The sequence below is a fragment of the Comamonas sp. JNW genome (genome assembly GCF_003105075.1).
GTDB classification, from domain to species: Bacteria; Pseudomonadota; Gammaproteobacteria; order Burkholderiales; family Burkholderiaceae_C; genus Comamonas; species Comamonas squillarum.
Genome location: NZ_QETI01000010.1, coordinates 14,939 through 33,317 on the forward strand (window position 1 = coordinate 14,939; position 18,379 = coordinate 33,317).

The following is an 18,379-nucleotide window of genomic DNA, read 5'->3' on the forward strand; positions in this document are numbered from 1 at the left end:
AACGCAAATGCGTGCGGCATGCGGGTATGGGACAAGACAAGAACGCAAGAGAAAATGAAACGCATGGAACCGCTACGCCTGCACCCCGTCAATAATTTTGACGCCCTGCGCTTGGCCGCCGCTTTGGCCGTGCTGTACAGCCACCAGTACCCGATCACCGGCACAACGCCCCCAGCCTGGATGAACGTGGCGATGGTCGGTGGTGTGGCTGTGATGGCTTTCTTTGTGATCAGCGGATATCTGGTCACTCTCAGCTGGTTCTATCAACCACGCCTGTGGGCCTTTTGTGCGAAACGTGCGCTGCGCATCTGGCCTGCGTTGCTGACGGTGGTATTACTGGCCACCTTGGTATTGGGCTCCAGCGTTACGACCCTGCCGCTTCCCGATTACTTCCGAAACCCTATGACCTGGGACTATCTGCACAACCTGTTGCTGCAGACGCGCTTCGGTCTGCCCGGGGTATTTACAGGCAATACCTTCCCCAATACCGTCAATGGCTCTTTATGGACCATTCCCATCGAGGTGAGTTGCTATGCGGTGCTGGCTGCAGCGGGAGCATGCGGGCTGCTGCGCTTTCGTTGGCTGTGGGCCGCGATCTGCGTTGCTTACCTGCTGTGGTTTCTCACCCATATGACCGTGGATTTGACGGGAGTGATGACGCACTGGGGGGAGTTTCCGGCGTACTTTGCGTTTGGCTCGTTGATTGCCTGTTTCAATCAGCAGTTTTTGCAGCGCCGTGCGCTGTTTGCGGTTGTTGCCAGTGCTTGTGCGCTGGCTGCCTATGCGTGCGGATTTTCCTACTCTGCGATCTTGCTGTTTCTGCCAGCAGTACTGCTGGCAGTGGGTACTGCCTCTTGGCCTGTGTTGTCTCAGGCAGGCAGGTTTGGCGATGTCTCCTATGGTACTTATCTGTATGCGTTTCCTATCCAGCAGACGATACGCTTGCTGGCGCCCGATCTGGGCTTCACCAGCAACCTGGCCATCGTGGTGATGCTGACTTTGGTGGCCGGCTGGCTGTCCTGGCGTTTGGTGGAACAGCCAGCACTGCGGCTCAAAACCCTTTGGCAATGAGTTGGCATGCAGTACAAAAAAGACATTGATGGCTTGCGCGCGATCGCCGTAGGCTCCGTCATCCTCTTCCATGCGGGCTTGGCCCAGCAGTTGCCGGGAGGATTCTTCGGTGTCGACATCTTTTTTGTCATCAGCGGTTTTTTGATTGGCCGCATTCTTTTCAGCGATATTGCCGAGGGACGCAACAGCCTGCTGCGTTTCTATGAGCGACGCGCTCGGCGCATTCTGCCGGCGCTGTTTTTTGTCTTGCTGCTCAGTTATGGCTTTGCACGCCTGCTGTTGACGCCACTGGCGTTCGCCGACTTTCGCAACAGCTTGTTTGCCACCTTGGGCTTTGCGTCCAACATCTATTTCTGGCTGCACAGCAGCTATTTCGAACCCGCCAGCGAGCTCAAGCCCCTGCTCCACACCTGGAGCCTGGGGGTCGAAGAGCAGTACTACATCCTCTTTCCGCTGCTGGCATTTGCATTGCGTAACTCACGCTGGCGCTGGGCAGCCATCGCACTGTGCGCTGCCGCGAGCTTCATCTGGGCGGTCGCTACCGTATCCGCCCAACCCAATGCCGCGTTCTACTTGCTGCCTGCACGGGCCTGGGAGCTTCTGCTAGGTGCGCTTGGTGCGCTCTGGGTGGCCAAGAACACATTAGCGCCCCAATCACGGGTCGCCCTTTCGGTGCTGGGAGTCGTCTTGATCCTGGTTGCGCTGCTGGGTCTGGATGCGCATCTGCCCCACCCCGGCGCCTACACCTTGATCCCCACGCTGGGCACGGCCTTGGTGCTGGTCGCACAAAGCCCTGGCGGCGTGGCTACCCGCTTGCTGCAATTGCCGCCGATGGTTTGGCTCGGTCAGATCAGCTACAGCGCCTATCTCTGGCACCAACCCCTGTTTGCTTTCTGGATCTACCGCTTTGGCAAGCCCTCTTTTGAACACTATGCCTTTGCCTTGATCGCTGGGACCTTGGTGTTGGCCTACCTCTCCTGGCGATTCATCGAAAACCCGGCCAGAAGCGCAGCACGGACATCCAACCAGCACTTTGCCTGGTACGGCGCAGCAGCGCTGGTATTGCTGGCGACGGCTTTGGTTCCGCAAACCTGGCTGCTCAGCCACCGCGCCAACGAGGCTTTGCAGCAGTTGGCCCGCATCGAGAACCTCTACGACCACTTTGAATTTCAGAAGAACATCCGCAACCAGGTCTGCCATTCGGTGTCGATGGCAGAGCGCGAGCGCAATGGCTGCCTGCACACCCGCAGCAAAAACATTGTGTTGTTGGGTGATTCCTACGCAGCAACGCTGTATCAGGGCTTGCTCCATGAGCGCAATACCAGGCATACCGACTACGGCATCATCCAACTCACCGATGGCAATGCACCACCTTTTTTCCAAGATGGGCAGATCGATGGTGGCGCACCACTTCGGGAGATCAATGAAGCCAAACTGCAGGCGATTGCTGCCTTGCAACCACAGAAGATCGTCATCAACTGGATGATCTATGGCAAAAACAGCAGCAATGATCCTCAAAAGGAGTTGGAGTCTTTGCAGGCCACCCTTGCCCGTTTGCGCGCTATTAGCCCGGCCAGCAGCATTATCGTCATTGGTCCTGTTCCCAACTGGTCGGTATCCCTGCAGAAAAATCTGATGGACTTCATCAACGACCAGGATGATTTTCCGCGTTACATGCAGCAGGGGCTGTCGGCCAATGAAGCGCAGTGGGATGCCTATTTCAGCAGCCATTTGCAAAAAACCAGAACCACTTACCTGTCCGCGCTGGACGTGTTCTGCACGGCCGCCGGGTGCCTGACCTCGGTTGATGGCACCATTGCGGGCATGACCGCGGTCGATTGGGGGCACCTGACCAAGGCCGGATCGCTGTATCTGGCCGAAAAAATCGCTCCCCGCATCTTTGATTAGTCTCTCTCGCCTCTGCAATGCTAGCTCTTGATACCTGGAACCCGTCCTCTCTTCCCATCCTCGGCCTGCTGACCGATATCGACGACACCCTGACAACAGAGGGCGCCGTCCCTGACAACGTGGTGCAGGCCATCGCTGCCCTCAAGGCCCAGGGTCTGGCGGTGATCCCCATCACCGGCCGCCCAGTGGGCTGGAGCGAGCCTTTTGCTGCTGCCTGGCCGGTCGACGCAATCGTGGCGGAGAACGGTGCCGTCGCGCTGCGCCGCAATGCCAGTGGCGGGCTCGACAAGCTCTACCAGCAGGACGAGGCCACGCGCATGGCCAACTTTGCCAGGATGCAGGCAGTGCTCACGCAGATCGAGCAAACGGTGCCGGGGGCGCAGCGCGCCACCGATTCGGCCGGGCGCGAATGCGATATCGCCGTGGACCACAGCGAGTTCACGCAAATGCCGCAGACCGATATCGACCGCTGCGTGGCGCTGATGCAGGCGGCCGGCATGAACGCCACCGTCAGCTCCATCCACATCAATGGCTGGTTTGGCGGGCACAACAAGCTCGAAGGCGCGCGCTGGATCGTCAAGACCTTGTTTGGGCGCAATCTCGACGCGGAAATCGGCCAGTGGTGCTATATCGGCGATTCCACCAACGACCAGCTGATGTTCCAGCACTTCGACAACAGCTTTGGCGTGGCCAATATCGCGCGCTTTGTGCCACAGCTGCAGCACCTGCCGCGCTATGTGACGCGCGGCGAGCGCGGCGCCGGCTTTATCGAGCTGGCCGAGCGCATCTGCGCGCTGAAGTAAACGATTGGGCGACGAACTGATCGCCCTCTACAACGCAAAAAACGCCCGCGGCACTTCAAGTGCAACGGGCGTTTTGTCGTGCAGAACGCGCGAAAGCGCGGTCTGTCTCAGGGCTTGAAGTCGAACTGCTGCTGCAGGATGACCTTCATCGGCTGGTTGTTCTTCATCGCGGGGCGGTACTTCCACTGGCGCACCGCGCGCTCCACCTCGGTGGCCATATCGCGGGAGGTGGTGGTCAAGGTCTTCACATCGCTCACCGCACCATCGGTGTTGACGACGAACTGCACGCGCACGCTGGCCGGTTGTGGCTGGGCGCCTGCGGGGTAGGGGAAGCGGGGCGATGCACCGGTCAACAGCTGGGGCGCCGAGTCGCAGGCATTGCCTGCGCAGCCGGCCGCTGCAGGGGCCGCGTTGGCGGCAGGGGCCGTGGTCGCAGCAGCGCCAGCATCAGGCGTGGGAGCCGGCGCATTGGTAGCGCACCCTGCCAGCAGTGCGGCAAGAACGGTGACAACGGCAGAACTGGTACGGATCAATGGCATGGTCTGAAGCTTCCAAAAGTCTCATGGTGGTGCGGCCCAGGCCGCCCTGGCGTGCACAGGGCGCGGCGCAACAACGCTGCCCGCGCGGCAAACCCCATGTTTTACCACGGGCCTGCGGCTCTATTGTGGAGAAATCCGGTACATGCCCGCCCCAGCATGTCGAAATTGCCGTGCGCGACTACGCACACCGGCACGAACGGTTAGGATTTACAGCTGTTCGCCCGCAGCCATCCATCGGCTGCCCGCGACGGCCCGACCACTGGATACCTCCAAGACACGCAAGGAAAAATGGCAATGACCACTGCATATCCGGATACCCGACTGCTGATCAACAACGAATGGTGCGATGCCTCCGACGGCAAGACCATCGATGTGGTGAACCCCGCCACGGGCAAGCCCATCGGCAAGGTGGCCCACGCTACCAAGAAAGACATGGACCGTGCACTGGAAGCCGCCCAGGCGGGTTTCCTGGTCTGGCGTGCCACCCCCGCGATCGAGCGCGCCAACATCATGCGCCGTGCCGCTGGCCTGCTGCGTGAGCGCGCCGAGCAGATCGGCCGCCTGCTGACCCAGGAGCAAGGCAAGCCCTTTGCCGAAGCCAAGGGTGAAGTGCTGGCTGGCGCCGGCATCATCGAGTGGTTTGCCGATGAAGGTCTGCGCGTCTATGGCCGCATCGTGCCCGCCCGCGTGCCCAATGTGCAGCAGCTGGTGATCAAGGAGCCGGTCGGCCCCATCGCCGCATTCACGCCCTGGAACTTCCCTGTCAACCAGGTGGTGCGCAAGTTGGGCGCGGCACTGGGCACCGGTTGCTCCTTCCTGGTGAAGGCCCCAGAAGAAACCCCCGCCTCGCCTGCTGCGCTGCTGCAGTGCTTTGTCGATGCCGGCCTACCCAAGGGCGTGCTGGGTCTGCTGTTTGGCTCGCCTTCGGAGATCTCCGAGTACCTGATCCCGCACCCGATCATCCGCAAGGTGACCTTCACCGGCTCGACCGTGGTGGGCAAGCAGCTGGCCGCGCTGGCCGGCGCCCACATGAAGCGCGTGACCATGGAGCTGGGCGGCCATGCCCCGGTGATCGTCGCCGACGACGCCGATGTGGAACTGGCCGTCAAGGCCACGGCAGCTGCCAAGTTCCGCAATGCCGGCCAGGTCTGCATCTCGCCCACCCGTTTCCTGGTGCACCGCGATGTGAAGGACGCCTTTGTCAGCGCCTTCGTCAAGCATGCCGAAAGCCTGAAGCTGGGTGATGGCCTGACGGACGGCACCACCCTGGGCCCGCTGGCCAATGCCCGCCGCCTGACCGCCATGGCCCAGGTCGTCGAAGACGCCGCTGCCAAGGGCGCCAAGGTTGCCACCGGTGGCGCACGTGTAGGCAGCGAAGGCAACTTCTTCGCGCCCACCATCCTGGCCGATGTGCCGATGAACGCCTCGGTGTTCAACGACGAGCCCTTTGGCCCGATCGCCGCGATCCGCACCTTCGACAAGCTTGAAGACGCGATCACCGAAGCCAACCGCCTGCCCTTTGGCCTGGCAGCTTACGCCTACACCCGTTCGTACAAGAACGTGCAGCTGCTGTCCAACCAGATCGAAGCGGGCATGGTCTGGATCAACCAGGCGGCCACGCCAACGGCCGAGTTCCCCTTTGGCGGTGTGAAGGACTCCGGCTACGGCAGCGAAGGCGGCCCCGAAGCCATGGAGGCTTACCTGAACTCCAAGGCCGTGTCGATCACTGCAGTCTAAAGATCGTCCCAAGGCCTGTGCGCAGGCCTTGGGTACAAAAAAAGCAAGTCTGCGGACTTGCTTTTTTCTTGGGCTCAAACATCAGGCCGCAGCCGATTCAGGATGCTGCATCCGCCTCGCGCTCGCGCCGGCTGGGCAGGCCAAAGGCGATGGCGCCCAGCGCGCCCTGCACCAGCGCATACACGCCATAGATCAGCCCCACGCCGACTGCCAAGGCCGCTGGCACGCCAAAGGGCGCCAAGGCCGCGGCACTGGCCGCTTCACGCGTGCCCCAGCCGCCCACGCTGACCGGCAAGGCCGCCATCAGAAAAATGGGCGCCATCGCAAAGGCCCAGGCGGCCAGGTCGAGATGAATGCCCAGCGCCAGCCCGCCCAGCGCCAGGGCAGCGGCAGACAGCAGCTGCACCAGCGCAGAAGAGCCCGCCTGTACCAGCATCTGGCGGTTGAAGTCCGGCCGCGCAGCGGCCTGCAGCAAGGGCTGCAACCAGCCCGGCAGGCTGGCCGCCTGGCGCCGGCCCAGCCACCACAGCAGCAGCCAGGGCAGAGCGATCCAGACGATGGTGCCCAGCAGCATCAAAGCCTGCAGCGCCGCTGGAGAAATATGCAGTACGGGCGCCAAGGCGTTGGCGGAGAGCGCCGCGCCGATGGCACCGATGGCGCAGAGCATCCACAGGCCGCTGAAACGGTCCAGTAGGACCGACAGCGAAGCGGCGGCCTTGCCCTGGCCACTGCGCTGCAGCACCACGGCGCGGTAGACATCGCCACCCACCACAGCGCCGGGCAGCAGCGCATTGAGGCCAATGGCCTGGAAATACCAGCGCAGCGCATCGGGCCAGTGCATCGGCGCGCCCAGCCACTGCGCCAGCGCGCGCCAGCGCCAGGCAGAGACCACGTTCGATGCGATGGCCGCCGCCAGCCCCGCCAGCAGCCAGCGCCCATCGGCCGCACGCAGCCGGGCCCAGAGAGCAGCAGGGTCGGCAAAGTAGGCCACGGCGCCGAGCAACGCGGCGCCACACAAGGCCTTGATGCAGGCTTTTTGTGTACGGTTCACACCAGGGGCGCTTAAAGACTCGGAGCGGCAGCGGGCTGCACGCTTGGCATACGGCCGGCATGGGCGTCCAGGCGCACCATGCGGGGGGCGTCGCCCGTCTCGTCGATCACATAGTCGTCCGCATAGTACTGGCGGCCACCGCCCGACTCGTAGTAGATGCGCGTCAGCAGCTCCCCGATCAGGCCGGCAGCAACAAAGGTCATGCCCATCAGCACCAGCATCACGCCAATGATCAGCAAGGGCCGCCCGCCAATGCTCTCACCCATCAGCTTGACGATGAACAAATAGGCCAGGATCAGAAAACCTGGCGTGGCCAGCCACAGGCCCAGGCCGCCAAAGGCGTGCAGCGGACGCTGGCGGTAGCGCATCAGGAACACCATCAGGATCAAATCCAGAATCACGCGGAAGGTGCGGTCAATGCCGTACTTGGAAACCCCCGCCGTGCGGGCATGGTGGCGCACCGGCACCTCGGTGATGCGGGCACCGGCATCGCGCGCCAGCGACGGGATGAAGCGGTGCAGCTCGCCGTAGAGGTGCACGCGGTCAATGATGTGGCGGCGGTAGGCCTTGAGCGCGCAGCCATAGTCGTGCAGCTGCACGCCGGTGGCGTTGGAGATCAAACGGTTGGCAATCTTGGAGGGCAGCTTGCGCGAGATGGCCGCATCCTGGCGGTCCTTGCGCCAGCCCGAGACCATGTCCACGCTCGGGTCGGTCTCCAGGCGGTTGAGCAGCAGGGGGATGTCATCGGGCTCGTTTTGCAGGTCGGCATCCAGGGTCACCACATAGCGGCCCTGCACGCGGTCAAAACCGGCCTGCAGCGCGCTGGACTGACCGTAGTTGCGCGCCAGGATCACCGGGCGCAGCCAGGGGCGCGTGGCAGCCAGCTCCAGCAGGCGCTTGGCGCTGTCGTCCTTGGAGCCATCGTCCACGGCAATCAGCTCATAGCTCAGCGGCTGCGAGCGCATGGCCGCGTCAATCCGGTCGACCAGGGCGATCAGATTGTCGAACTCGTTGTAGATGGGGACGACGATGGAAACAGCAGGAGACATAGAGGGCACATTGCAAAAAGCCGCTCAAACAGGCGGCTGGACCGAGACCGGAACCGGCATGCGGCGCAGCCCAACCGGGGTTGGCGACTCTTGTGGCATTGGTAAAACAGTGGTCGCCTATACTACCTGATCCGCTCTTTCCTCTGCTGCTGATGCGACAGGCTGGTGCCGCGCCTCAGGGCTGCGGGCCCTGTATGCACCCGCATTTCGTGTTTCTGCCATGACGTCTGCGTCCCCCTCCTCCGCCAAAGATTGGCAGTCCCAGCTCTACCGCCACCCCTTGGCCTGGGTGCTGGTGCTGGCCTGTGCACATGTCCTCTCGCGCGTGGCCATCTCGGACGGCATGAAATGGGACGAATCCGAACAAATCCTCTGGTCCCAGCAGTTCCTGCTGGGCTATGGCGCCCAGCCTCCTGCTTACAGCTGGCTGCAATGGCTGGTGGGCCAGCTGCTCGGGCCCACGGTGCTGTCGCTGTCGCTGGTCAAGCACAGCCTGATCGTGCTGACCTATGTGCTGGCCTGGCAAACCGGCCGCGCGCTGCTGCCGGCCAAGGGCGCCTTCTGGGTCGCCGGCGGCCTGCTGCTGATGCTGCCCTTTGGCTGGGACAGCGTGCGCGACCAGACCCACACCATCCTGGTCACCGCGATGGCCTTTGGCGCCTGGTGGATGGCCTTGCGCCAGGTGCGCGCGCCAGATTTGGTCAATTTTGTCGGCCTGGGCATTTTCTGTGGCGTCGGCATGCTGGCCAAGTACAGCTTTGCGATGCTGATCGGCGTGTTTGCCGTAGCCGCCTTCAGCGTGCCCCAGGTGCGCCGCGCGCTGCTGGGCCGGGGCTGGTGGCTCGCGCCGCTGATTGGCCTGCTGATCTTTGCGCCGCACGGCTTTTGGCTGCTGCAGCACTGGCGTGAGGCCACCACCGAGACGATCCACAAGATGGACATCTCCACCCAGGTCTCCCACCTCAAGGGCCTGGGCGCGCTGGCGACGGCTGTGTTCTCCACGCTGGGTCTGTGGCTGCTGGTCAGCCTGGCCAGCTACCGCAGCCGCTTGTGGAAGGCTGACCCCACCCCATTGCCCGCCGCAGATCTAGCTCTACCTGAATGGCGCATCTGGGCCTGGCCGCTGCTGTGGCGCTACCTGGCGCTGGTGTTTGCCATCCTTGTGGCCATGGTGCTGGTGGGCGATGTCGGCAGCTTCAAGCAGCGCTGGGTGCTGCCGCTGACGGCCGTGGCGCCGCTGGCCCTGTATGTCTGGCGCCCGCGCCTGCTGGCCGATGGCGTGGGCCGGGGCTACACCACCACGGTGCTGGTGTTTGCGTTGGTCTTTCTGACCTTGGCAACGGTGCGCCCCTGGCAGTCCAACCTGCGCAAGGATCCCGACGAGCTCAACCACCCCGTCGCGCAGCTGAGCGCGTCGCTGGCGGCTGCGGGCTATGACGGCCAAGGCGTCATCGTTGGCTCGGACAACATGGTTGCCGCCATGCTGCGCTCGCGCAACCCCGGGGCCTATGCCACGGCCTGCACGGCCGAGTTTGGCCGCATGGCCGACTGCCTCGCTCAAGCCCGCGCCAAGGCCGCGCAAACCGGCCGCGGCCTGCTGTACATTGCCCGCATGGACAAGGCCACACCCGCCTGGTGGGAGCCGGTGCTGGCTGCGGCGCCCGGCGCGTCCGTGCAAGATCTGACCCTTCCGTTTTCCCATATGCGTGCCAGCACGCCACCCATGCACTACCAATTTGTGTGGCTGCCCGCACCCATCACACCATGAAACCTGTTCTCGTCACCGGCGCTGCCGGTTTTATCGGCATGCACTGCGCGCTGCGCCTGCTCGAGCGCGGCCTGCCCGTGGTTGGCATCGACAACCTCAACAGTTACTACGATGTTGCGCTCAAAGAGGCGCGGCTCGCGCAGCTGCAAAGCCATCCCCACTTCCGCTTCATCCAGCTCGATCTGGCCGACCGCGCCGGCATGGCCGCGCTGTTTGATGAGGTCCAGCCCCGGCGCGTGCTGCACCTGGCCGCCCAGGCAGGGGTGCGCTACTCGATCGACCAGCCCGACGACTACACGGATGCCAACCTGCTGGGCTTTGGCCATGTGCTGCAGGGCTGCCGCAAGCACAAGGTCGCGCACCTGGTCTATGCCAGCAGCTCCAGCGTCTACGGCGGCAATGCCAAGATGCCTTATGCCGAGAGCGATGCCGTCGACCACCCGATCAGCTACTACGCGGCCACCAAGAAGGCCAACGAGCTGATGGCCCACACCTACTCGCACCTCTACCAGATGCCCACCACCGGCCTGCGCTTTTTCACGGTCTACGGGCCCTGGGGCCGGCCGGACATGGCCTTGTTCAAGTTCACCAAGGCGATCCTGGCGGGCGAGACCATCGACGTCTATGGCAATGGCCAGCTGGTGCGCGATTTCACCTTCATCGACGACATCGTCGAAGGCATTTTGCGCGTGCTGGACAAACCGGCCACGCCAGATAGCCACTATGACGCGCTGCAGCCCAACCCGGGCACCAGCACGGCGCCCTACCGCATCTTCAACATCGGCAACAGCCAGCCCACCGTGCTGATGGACTACATCGCCGCGCTGGAGTCGGCGCTGGGTATGCAGGCCCACAAGCGCATGCTGCCCATCCAGCCGGGCGACATGCACAGCACCTCGGCCGACACCCGGGCCTTGCAGGCCTGGGTGCAGTTCGCCCCTTCTTTCACTGTCACAGACGGAATCCAGCGCTTTGTCGACTGGTACCGCTCGTTCTACCGCGTATGAAAGTCACTGTTTTTGGAACCGGCTATGTCGGTCTTGTTCAAGGCGCCGTGCTGGCCGATGTCGGCCACCAGGTGCTCTGTGTCGATGTCGATGCCGCCAAGGTCGCCGCGCTGCAGGCCGGCCAGATCCCCATCCATGAGCCGGGCCTGGACAAGCTCGTCACCAGCAACCATGCCAACGGCCGCTTGCGCTTTACCACCGATGCAGCCCAGGGCGTGGCGCACAGCGAGGTCATCTTTTTAGCAGTGGGCACGCCCCCTGACGAAGACGGCAGCGCCGACTTGCAGTACGTGCTGGCCGTGGCCCGCACCATTGCCCAGCACATGGATGGCCCGCGCATCGTCATCAACAAATCCACCGTGCCAGTGGGCACGGCCGACAAGGTGCGCGCGGTGATCGCCGAGGGCCTGGCAGCTCGCGGCGCCAGCCACGGCTTCGACGTGGTCTCCAACCCGGAATTCCTCAAGGAAGGCGCCGCCGTGGCCGACTGCCAGCGGCCGGACCGCATCATCATTGGCACCAGCAACCCCGCATCCGAGGCGCGGCTGCGCGAGCTGTATGCGCCCTTCAACCGCAACCACGACAAGATCGTGGTGATGGATGTGAAGAGTGCCGAGCTGACCAAGTACGCCGCCAACGCCATGCTGGCCACCAAGATCAGCTTCATGAACGAGATCGCCAACCTGGCCGAACGCCTGGGCGCCAATGTGGAGGCGGTGCGCCGCGGCATTGGCAGCGATCCGCGCATTGGCTACCACTTCATCTACCCCGGTGTGGGTTATGGCGGCAGCTGCTTCCCCAAGGATGTGAAGGCCCTGGTGCGCACGGCCGAGGAGATCGGCTTCGATCCCCTGCTGCTCAACGCCGTCGAAGCCCGCAATGAGGCCCAGCGCAATGTGCTGTTCGAGCGCATCAGCGCCTTTTATGGCGGCCAGTTGCAGGGCAAGACGATTGCGCTGTGGGGCCTGGCCTTCAAGCCCAATACCGATGACATGCGCGAGGCGCCCAGCCGTAACCTGCTTGAATCGCTGTGGGCCGCTGGCGCCCGCGTGCAGGCCTATGACCCCGTCGCGATGCAGGAAGCCCGGCGCATCTATGGCGAACGCAGCGACCTGGTGCTCGCTGCCGACCCCGAGGCCTGCTTGCAAGGCGCCGACTGCCTGGCCATCGTCACCGAGTGGCAGATCTTCCGCGCGCCCGATTTTGGCCAGCTGGCCCAGAGCCTGCGCGACCGCATGGTCTTTGACGGCCGCAACCTCTATGACCCGGCCTTGGTAGCCGGTTATGGCCTGGGCTATGTGTCGATTGGCCGCCAACCGGTGCCACGCAGCGAATAAGGCCGCTGGCGATCAACCACAAAAAAAGCGAGTCCTCCGACTCGCTTTTTGCTGCATGGGGGGCCACTGCTGCAGCCCGCGCCCCGCTTATTTGTCGCCCACCACCTGGCCATCAAAGCGCATATCGGCATAGGCCACGGTGCGGCTGCCTTTGGCCCAGCGGTAGCCCCACCAGATCAGCAGAAACACCGGCAGGCCGATATAGGTGGCCACCACGCCGCCCCAGTCGATATGGTCCTTCAAGAAGGCCTCGTAGTTCTGACCCAGCGTGATGACCAGGCACAGCACAAACGCAAAGATGGGGCCAAACGGGAACCAGGGCGAGACATAGGGCAGCTGCGACACATCATGGCCCTGCGCCAAAAAGCCCTTGCGGAAGCGGTAGTGGCTGATCGCAATGCCCAGCCAGGCGATAAAGCCGGTCATGCCCGAGAGGTTGAGCAGCCACAGGTAGACGGTCTGCGGGCTGAACAGAAAGCTGAAAAAGCACAGCCCGGCCATCACCGTTGTCGCCAGCAAGGCCATCACCGGCACGCCATGGCGCGAGAGGCGGCCAAAAATGCGCGGCGCCATGCCCTGGCAGGCCAGCGTGTAGAGCATGCGGGTGGAGGCATACATGCCCGAGTTGCCCGCTGACAGCACGGAAGTCAGCACCACCGCATTCATGATCACCGCAGCGGACAGCAGGCCCGCCTTCTGGAACACCAGCGTGAAGGGGCTGACGCTGATATCGCCGATGTCATTGCGCAGCAGATGCGGGTCGGTGTAGCTCACCAGCGAGCCGATCACCGCAATGGCCAGGACATAGAACAGCAGGATGCGCCAGAACACCTGGCGCACCGCGCGCGGTATGTTCTTGGCGGGGTTCTCGGATTCAGCTGCTGCAATGCCAATGAGCTCGGTGCCCTGGAAGGAAAAGCCCACGATCATCGCCACACCGATCAAGGCCGCAAAGCCTCCGGCAAAGGGCGCATCGGCCACCTGCCAGTTGGCGATGGCGCCCCAGACGCCGTCGGTAGGCCCGCCTTTCAGAATGCCAAAAATCATCGCCACGCCCAGCGCGATGAAAACCAGCACCGTCGTCACCTTGATCGCGGCAAACCAGTACTCGGCCTCGCCAAAACCGCGCACCGAGATGGCATTGAGGGCCACCATCAGCAGCAGGAACAGCGCGCTCCACCAGTAGCCCGGCACATCGGGGAACCAGTAGGCCATCACCAGCTGCGAGGCCACCAGATCGACCGCAATCGTGATGGCCCAGTTGTACCAGTAGTTCCAGCCCAGCGCGAAGCCAAAGCCCTCGTCCACATAGCGCGCGCCATAGGTGGCAAACGAGCCCGACACCGGCATGAAGGCCGCCAGCTCGCCCAGGCTGGTCATCAAAAAATAGACCATCAGGCCGATGACGCCATAGGCCAGCAGCGCGCCACCGGGCCCCGCCTGCGCAATGGTGGCGCCCGAGGCCACAAACAGCCCCGTGCCGATGGAGCCGCCAATGGCAATCATCGACAGATGGCGCGCCTTGAGATCACGGCGCAGTTCATTGACTGGCGCGGAAGAAGATGAAGACCCAGAACCCGGCATACACAAAAAAGCATGGCCACAAGCGCCATGCCGACAATGACAAGGCCGCCATTATCGGGTTTTCCCCTGCTCTGCGGTAGTGTCCGCCCACAATTCCGCCACAGGGCGCGTGTTTCCTTGAGGGCGCGTTGGCGTCAGCCCAAGGTCAAGGTCTGGCTGATCGACCATGGCTGGCCCGGAGCCAGCTGCACCGGCGTGTCGATGCTGGCCGCCTCCACACACAGCATCTGGCGCCAGCCATCATCGGGCATATCGGCCAGGCTGTGGCTCAGCAGCAAGCCCGGGTTCCAGACCACCACCTCGCTGGCCGTGCTGCTGTGGGCAATCTCCAGCCTGCGGCCGGACGGCACCTCGGGCTGGCGCAGCTGCAGCGCCGTGCCCGCTGCGTCCGGTGTGGAAAACACCCGGTCAAAGCCCTGCTCGGTGGTCGTGGCAAAACCCACATCGCCTGGCGGCTGCACAAAGCGGGTATCGGCCAGTGCATCCCAGCAGGCCAGGCCCTGCAGGCCGGACAACCGCGTTTGCGCCACATCGTCCACCTGCAGGTAGCAGTGCAGCGCGCAGGTCATGGACCAGGCGACCTGGTCGGTGTTCTGCACATCCAGGCGAATGGAGAGGCTGCCCGCCTGCACGCCAATGCGCAGCCGCGCATCAAAGGCATGGGGCCAGTAAGCGCGCGTGGCCTCGCTGTCCGTCAACTGCATCACGATGCCGGCTTCATCGCCCTCCCGCATCTGCCAGGGCAGGTTGCGTGCAAAGCCATGCTTGGGCAGCGGCCCGCGCGTGTTGAACTGTGGAAAGCAGACCGGCACACCGCCGCGAATCGCCGCCTGGCCATCGCGCAGGCTGGCCGGGCTCAGATACAGGTGCTCACGGCCATCGGCCGTTTTCCAGGACAGCAGCTGCGCGCCCTGCTCGGCCACCACGGCTGATGACCCGTCGGGCCACTGGGCACACCAGGCGGCAAAGCCTTCGTAGCTGATTCGGGTCCACGCATGCGCCATCTTCTTTGCTCCTGTGAATGCAGCGATTGTGACATTGGCAGCGGCCCCCGCTGCCGCTGGCGAGCAACGCAGTGGACAGAAAAAAGGACAGCGCTTGCTGTCCTTTGGTATGCGCGATGGGGTTGCGCATTGTCGAAGCAGGTGCCCAGCCTCAGCCGGGCACGCTGGCGATCAATATTCCCAGAAAATGCGCTGGATTTCCTTGGGGTCGTTGGTCTTGGTCAGCGCCAGCGCTGCCAGCAGGCGGGCTTTTTCCGGGCGCAGGTCATGCGCGACCACCCAGTCGTACTTGTCATCGGGCTGCTCGGCATTGCGCAGCACAAAGCCATAAGGCACGCGTGCCGAGCGGATCACCTGCACGCCCTTGCTGCGCGCTTCCTGCAGCGCGGGGACGATGCGGTCCGCCACCGAGCCATTGCCGGTGCCGGCATGCACGATCGCCTTGGCGCCGGTGCCGACAAATGCATCAATCGCAGTGCGCGGCACATTGCCGTAGCTGTAGACCACTTCGACGGCAGGCAGGCTGGATATGGTGTCGATGTTGAACTCGGACTGCATCGTGTGGCGCTTGATTGGCGCACGGAACCAGTAGTTCTTGCCTTCCACCACCATGCCCAACGGGCCCCACTGGCTTTGGAACGCGCTGGTCTTGATGTTCACATCCTTGTTCACATCACGCGCGGTCTGGATCTCGTCGTTCATCGTCACAACCACGCCCTTGCCTTCGGCATCCTTGGACGCTGCCACGCTCACGGCGTTGACCAGGTTCAGAGCGCCATCGGCCGACAGCGCGGTGCCTGGGCGCATCGAGCCCACGACCACGATGGGCTTGTTGGTGTGCACCGTCAGGCTCAGGAAATAGGCCGTCTCGGCCAGCGTGTCGGTGCCGTGGGTGATGACCACGCCATCCACATCGGGCTGCTTGACCAGCGCAGAGACGCGCTTGGCCAGCACCAGCAGGTTGTCGTTGGTAAAGCTCTCGGAGGCAATCTGGAAGACCTGCTCACCGCGCACCTGGGCGACCTTGGACAGCTCAGGCAGGCCGGCGAGCAGCTTGTCCACCGGCACCTTGGCGGCGCTGTAGGTGGCGCTGTTCATTGCCGATGCACCGGCGCCGGCAATCGTGCCGCCGGTGGCCAGCACGACCACATTGCGCTGGCCTTGCTGGGCCACCTGAGGCGCAGCCGCTGGCGCTGCAGCAGGTGCGGCGGCAACGGCAGGGGCCGCCGCAGCGGCTTGGGTGTTTTGGGGGCCGCTGGCGCAAGCGCCCAGGCTCAGCGTGACCGCCAGGGTCACAGCACTCAGTGCGGGAAACCGCCAGCGGGCCGCTTGGGACACCTGCAGCATTGTTGTCGATTTGTGTGGCATCAGTAGCACCTCGTGTCAAAAGCCGCTATCTTAGAAACAGTGTGCGGGCTGCGCATTGGTGAACACACCTATGGTTTTTTGCAAGCCCATAGGTTGAAAGATTGACGCCCAGGCGACGGTTCGCCGACACAAAGACACCCGCCCCTCTAGGGCTATGTTGGCCGCCCGCCAAGGGGGTCGCGGGCGCCGCTAGACTTGCCGGATCGGGGTTGTTACCACTGTTAATATCAACAGCTGCTTACCATGCAGCGCCAGGGCTGGCACAGACCCAGCGCCCCAGCCCTATTGCAGGAGATCAGTGCATGTTTTCGTTTTTCGAGCGGCGGGTGCCGCCCTATCCCAGTGCCGAACCCCAGGTTCCACCCAAGGGGTTTTTTGCTTTCATGTGGGCCTGTACGCAAGGCATGCGGGGCTGGATCGGCTTGCTCACGGCCACCTCGGCCCTGCTGGCCGTCTATGAGGCCTTGCTGTTTGCCGTCATGGGCCATGTGGTCGATTGGCTGGCGACCCTGTCGCCCAACAACTTCTGGGCCGAGCAGGGCGGCACTGCGCTGGGCATCGCCGGCGTGCTGCTGGGCAGTGTGCTGCTGCTGGGCCTGCACACGCAGGTGATGCACCAGGTGCTAGCCATCAACTTCCCGATGCGGCTGCGCTGGGTGTTCCACCGCCTGATGCTGGGCCAGAGCATGTCCTTCTACGCCGACGAGTTTGCCGGCCGCATCACCACCAAGATCATGCAGACGGCACTGTCCGTGCGCGAAGTGGTGTTCATGATTGTTGATGTGCTGGTAGGCGTGAGCGTCTACATGATCGGCATCCTGATCCTGGCGGCCAGCTTCGAGTGGCGGCTGATGCTTCCTTTCCTGCTGTGGCTGCTCGCCTATATCGGCGCCTGCTTCTACTTTGTGCCGCGCCTGGGCAAGATCGGCAAGGCCCAGGCCGATGCGCGCTCGATGATGACCGGCCGCGTGACCGACGCCTATACCAATATCGCCACCGTCAAGCTGTTCGCCCACACCAGGCGTGAGGCCGACTACGCCCGCAGCGCGATGGAAGCCTTCAAGCAGACCGGCCATGCACAGATGCGCCTGGTCAGCCTGTTCGAGATCACCAACCACCTGATGATCACGCTGCTGCTGCTGGGCGCATCGGGCACGGCGCTGTACCTGTGGATGAATGGCCAGGCCAGCGCCGGTGTGGTCGCCGCCGTGATCGCGATGGCCCTGCGCCTGATGGGCTACTCGCACTGGGTGATGTGGCAGATGACGGGCCTGTTCGAGAACGTCGGCACCATCCAGGACGGTATCAACACCTTGACCAAGCCGCGCAGCATCGTCGATGCCAGCGGCGCCAAGCCCCTGGTGGTGCAGCAAGGCCGCATCGAGTTCGACAACGTCAGCTTTGCCTACAAGGATGCGGGCCGCCCGGTCATCGACCAGCTCAACCTGACCATCCACCCCGGCGAGCGCATTGGCCTCATTGGCCGCTCGGGCGCCGGCAAGTCGACCCTGGTCAACCTGCTGCTGCGCTTCCACGACCTGGCCGGCGGCCAGATCCGCATCGATGGCCAGGACATTGCCAAGGTCACGCAAGACAGCCTGCGCAGCAATATCGGCATGGTGACGCAAGACACCTCGCTGCTGCACCGCTCGATGCGCGACAACATCCTCTATGGCCGCCCCGACGCCAGCGAAGAAGACATGCGCCGCGCCACCGAGCGTGCCGAGGCATCCGACTTTATCGCCACACTGAGTGACCGTTTTGGCCGCACCGGCTACGACGCCCAGGTGGGTGAGCGCGGCGTCAAGCTCTCGGGCGGCCAGCGCCAGCGCGTGGCCATTGCCCGCGTGATGCTCAAAGACGCCCCTATCCTGCTGCTGGACGAAGCTACCAGCGCGCTCGACAGCGAGGTCGAGGCTGCCATCCAGGAGAGCCTGGACAGCCTCATGCATGGCAAGACCGTCATCGCCATTGCGCACCGCCTGTCCACCATCGCCGCGATGGACCGCCTGATCGTCATGGACAAGGGCCAGATCATCGAGCAAGGCAGCCACCAGCAGCTGCTGGCCCAAGGCGGCATCTATGCCAAGCTCTGGGCCCACCAGAGCGGCGGCTTCCTGGCCGAGCCGGTCGATGGACCTCTGTAAATCTGC

The 18,379-nt window shown here is 63.6% G+C and carries 14 protein-coding genes; 8 read left to right on the plus strand and 6 right to left on the minus strand.

All coding sequences use genetic code 11. The features are described 5' to 3' along the window. The first annotated feature begins 54 nt into the window (after positions 1 to 54). The 3 genes from DCO45_RS14950 to DCO45_RS14960 are packed head-to-tail and all read left to right on the plus strand — an operon-like array spanning position 55 to position 3,782. Entirely contained in the window at positions 55 to 1,071 is a 1,017-nt protein-coding gene (locus DCO45_RS14950; RefSeq protein WP_243419369.1) for an acyltransferase, read from the plus strand. Between the two features lie 6 nt (positions 1,072 to 1,077). Then, positions 1,078 to 2,979, plus strand: coding sequence for an acyltransferase family protein (locus tag DCO45_RS14955; protein ID WP_116926578.1), 1,902 nt, complete (start codon positions 1,078 to 1,080; stop codon positions 2,977 to 2,979). Between the two features lie 17 nt (positions 2,980 to 2,996). After that, positions 2,997 to 3,782 carry an HAD-IIB family hydrolase gene (locus tag DCO45_RS14960; protein WP_116926579.1) on the plus strand — a complete coding sequence of 262 codons (786 nt, stop codon included), beginning with the start codon at positions 2,997 to 2,999 and terminating at the stop codon, positions 3,780 to 3,782. 107 nt (positions 3,783 to 3,889) lie between these two features. On the opposite strand, the gene DCO45_RS14965 is transcribed toward DCO45_RS14960, so the two are convergent. Then, a complete protein-coding gene (locus DCO45_RS14965) occupies positions 3,890 to 4,321 on the minus strand; it encodes a TonB family protein (RefSeq protein WP_084635804.1) in 432 nt (143 codons plus the stop codon). Positions 4,322 to 4,609: 288 nt separating this feature from the next. Here DCO45_RS14965 and DCO45_RS14970 point away from each other — a divergent pair, with 288 nt between their 5' ends. Continuing rightward, the gene (locus DCO45_RS14970; RefSeq protein WP_182344931.1) at positions 4,610 to 6,058 is read left to right on the plus strand and encodes an NAD-dependent succinate-semialdehyde dehydrogenase; all 1,449 of its coding nucleotides are present in this window, start codon (positions 4,610 to 4,612) and stop codon (positions 6,056 to 6,058) included. Positions 6,059 to 6,155: 97 nt separating this feature from the next. Here DCO45_RS14970 and DCO45_RS14975 read toward each other — a convergent pair whose 3' ends face one another. Then, positions 6,156 to 7,109, minus strand: coding sequence for a lysylphosphatidylglycerol synthase transmembrane domain-containing protein (locus tag DCO45_RS14975; protein WP_116926581.1), 954 nt, complete (start codon positions 7,107 to 7,109; stop codon positions 6,156 to 6,158). Between the two features lie 11 nt (positions 7,110 to 7,120). Then, entirely contained in the window at positions 7,121 to 8,158 is a 1,038-nt protein-coding gene (locus tag DCO45_RS14980; RefSeq protein ID WP_116926582.1) for a glycosyltransferase family 2 protein, read from the minus strand. Positions 8,159 to 8,378: 220 nt separating this feature from the next. Between DCO45_RS14980 and DCO45_RS14985 the strand changes: the two genes are divergently transcribed. From DCO45_RS14985 to DCO45_RS14995, 3 genes are read left to right on the plus strand one after another with little or no spacing between them, the layout of a single operon-like run. After that, positions 8,379 to 9,926: a glycosyltransferase family 39 protein gene (locus tag DCO45_RS14985; RefSeq protein ID WP_207788086.1), complete on the plus strand. Its 1,548-nt coding sequence runs from the start codon at positions 8,379 to 8,381 to the stop codon at positions 9,924 to 9,926. Beyond that, positions 9,923 to 10,933 carry an NAD-dependent epimerase gene (locus DCO45_RS14990; protein WP_116926583.1) on the plus strand — a complete coding sequence of 337 codons (1,011 nt, stop codon included), beginning with the start codon at positions 9,923 to 9,925 and terminating at the stop codon, positions 10,931 to 10,933. Before DCO45_RS14985 ends, DCO45_RS14990 begins: the two co-directional genes overlap by 4 nt. Next, positions 10,930 to 12,270, plus strand: a complete 1,341-nt coding sequence (locus DCO45_RS14995) for a UDP-glucose/GDP-mannose dehydrogenase family protein (protein ID WP_116926584.1) — start codon at positions 10,930 to 10,932, stop codon at positions 12,268 to 12,270. The genes DCO45_RS14990 and DCO45_RS14995 overlap by 4 nt, the downstream gene beginning before the upstream one ends. 87 nt (positions 12,271 to 12,357) lie before the next feature. On the opposite strand, the gene DCO45_RS15000 is transcribed toward DCO45_RS14995, so the two are convergent. The 3 genes from DCO45_RS15000 to DCO45_RS15010 all read right to left on the minus strand — a co-directional run bounded on the left by DCO45_RS15000 (position 12,358) and on the right by DCO45_RS15010 (position 16,205). After that, positions 12,358 to 13,854 (minus strand): amino acid permease, encoded by a 1,497-nt coding sequence (locus DCO45_RS15000; protein WP_116926585.1) that lies wholly within the window; start codon positions 13,852 to 13,854, stop codon positions 12,358 to 12,360. Between the two features lie 134 nt (positions 13,855 to 13,988). Further along, positions 13,989 to 14,858: a D-hexose-6-phosphate mutarotase gene (locus DCO45_RS15005; RefSeq protein ID WP_116926586.1), complete on the minus strand. Its 870-nt coding sequence runs from the start codon at positions 14,856 to 14,858 to the stop codon at positions 13,989 to 13,991. A 171-nt stretch (positions 14,859 to 15,029) separates the two neighbouring features. Further along, positions 15,030 to 16,205 (minus strand): type II asparaginase, encoded by a 1,176-nt coding sequence (locus DCO45_RS15010; protein ID WP_207788088.1) that lies wholly within the window; start codon positions 16,203 to 16,205, stop codon positions 15,030 to 15,032. A 323-nt stretch (positions 16,206 to 16,528) separates the two neighbouring features. Between DCO45_RS15010 and DCO45_RS15015 the strand changes: the two genes are divergently transcribed. Beyond that, on the plus strand, positions 16,529 to 18,373 hold the full coding sequence (locus DCO45_RS15015; RefSeq protein WP_116926587.1) for an ABC transporter ATP-binding protein: 1,845 nt from the start codon (positions 16,529 to 16,531) through the stop codon (positions 18,371 to 18,373). Positions 18,374 to 18,379: the final 6 nt, after the last annotated feature.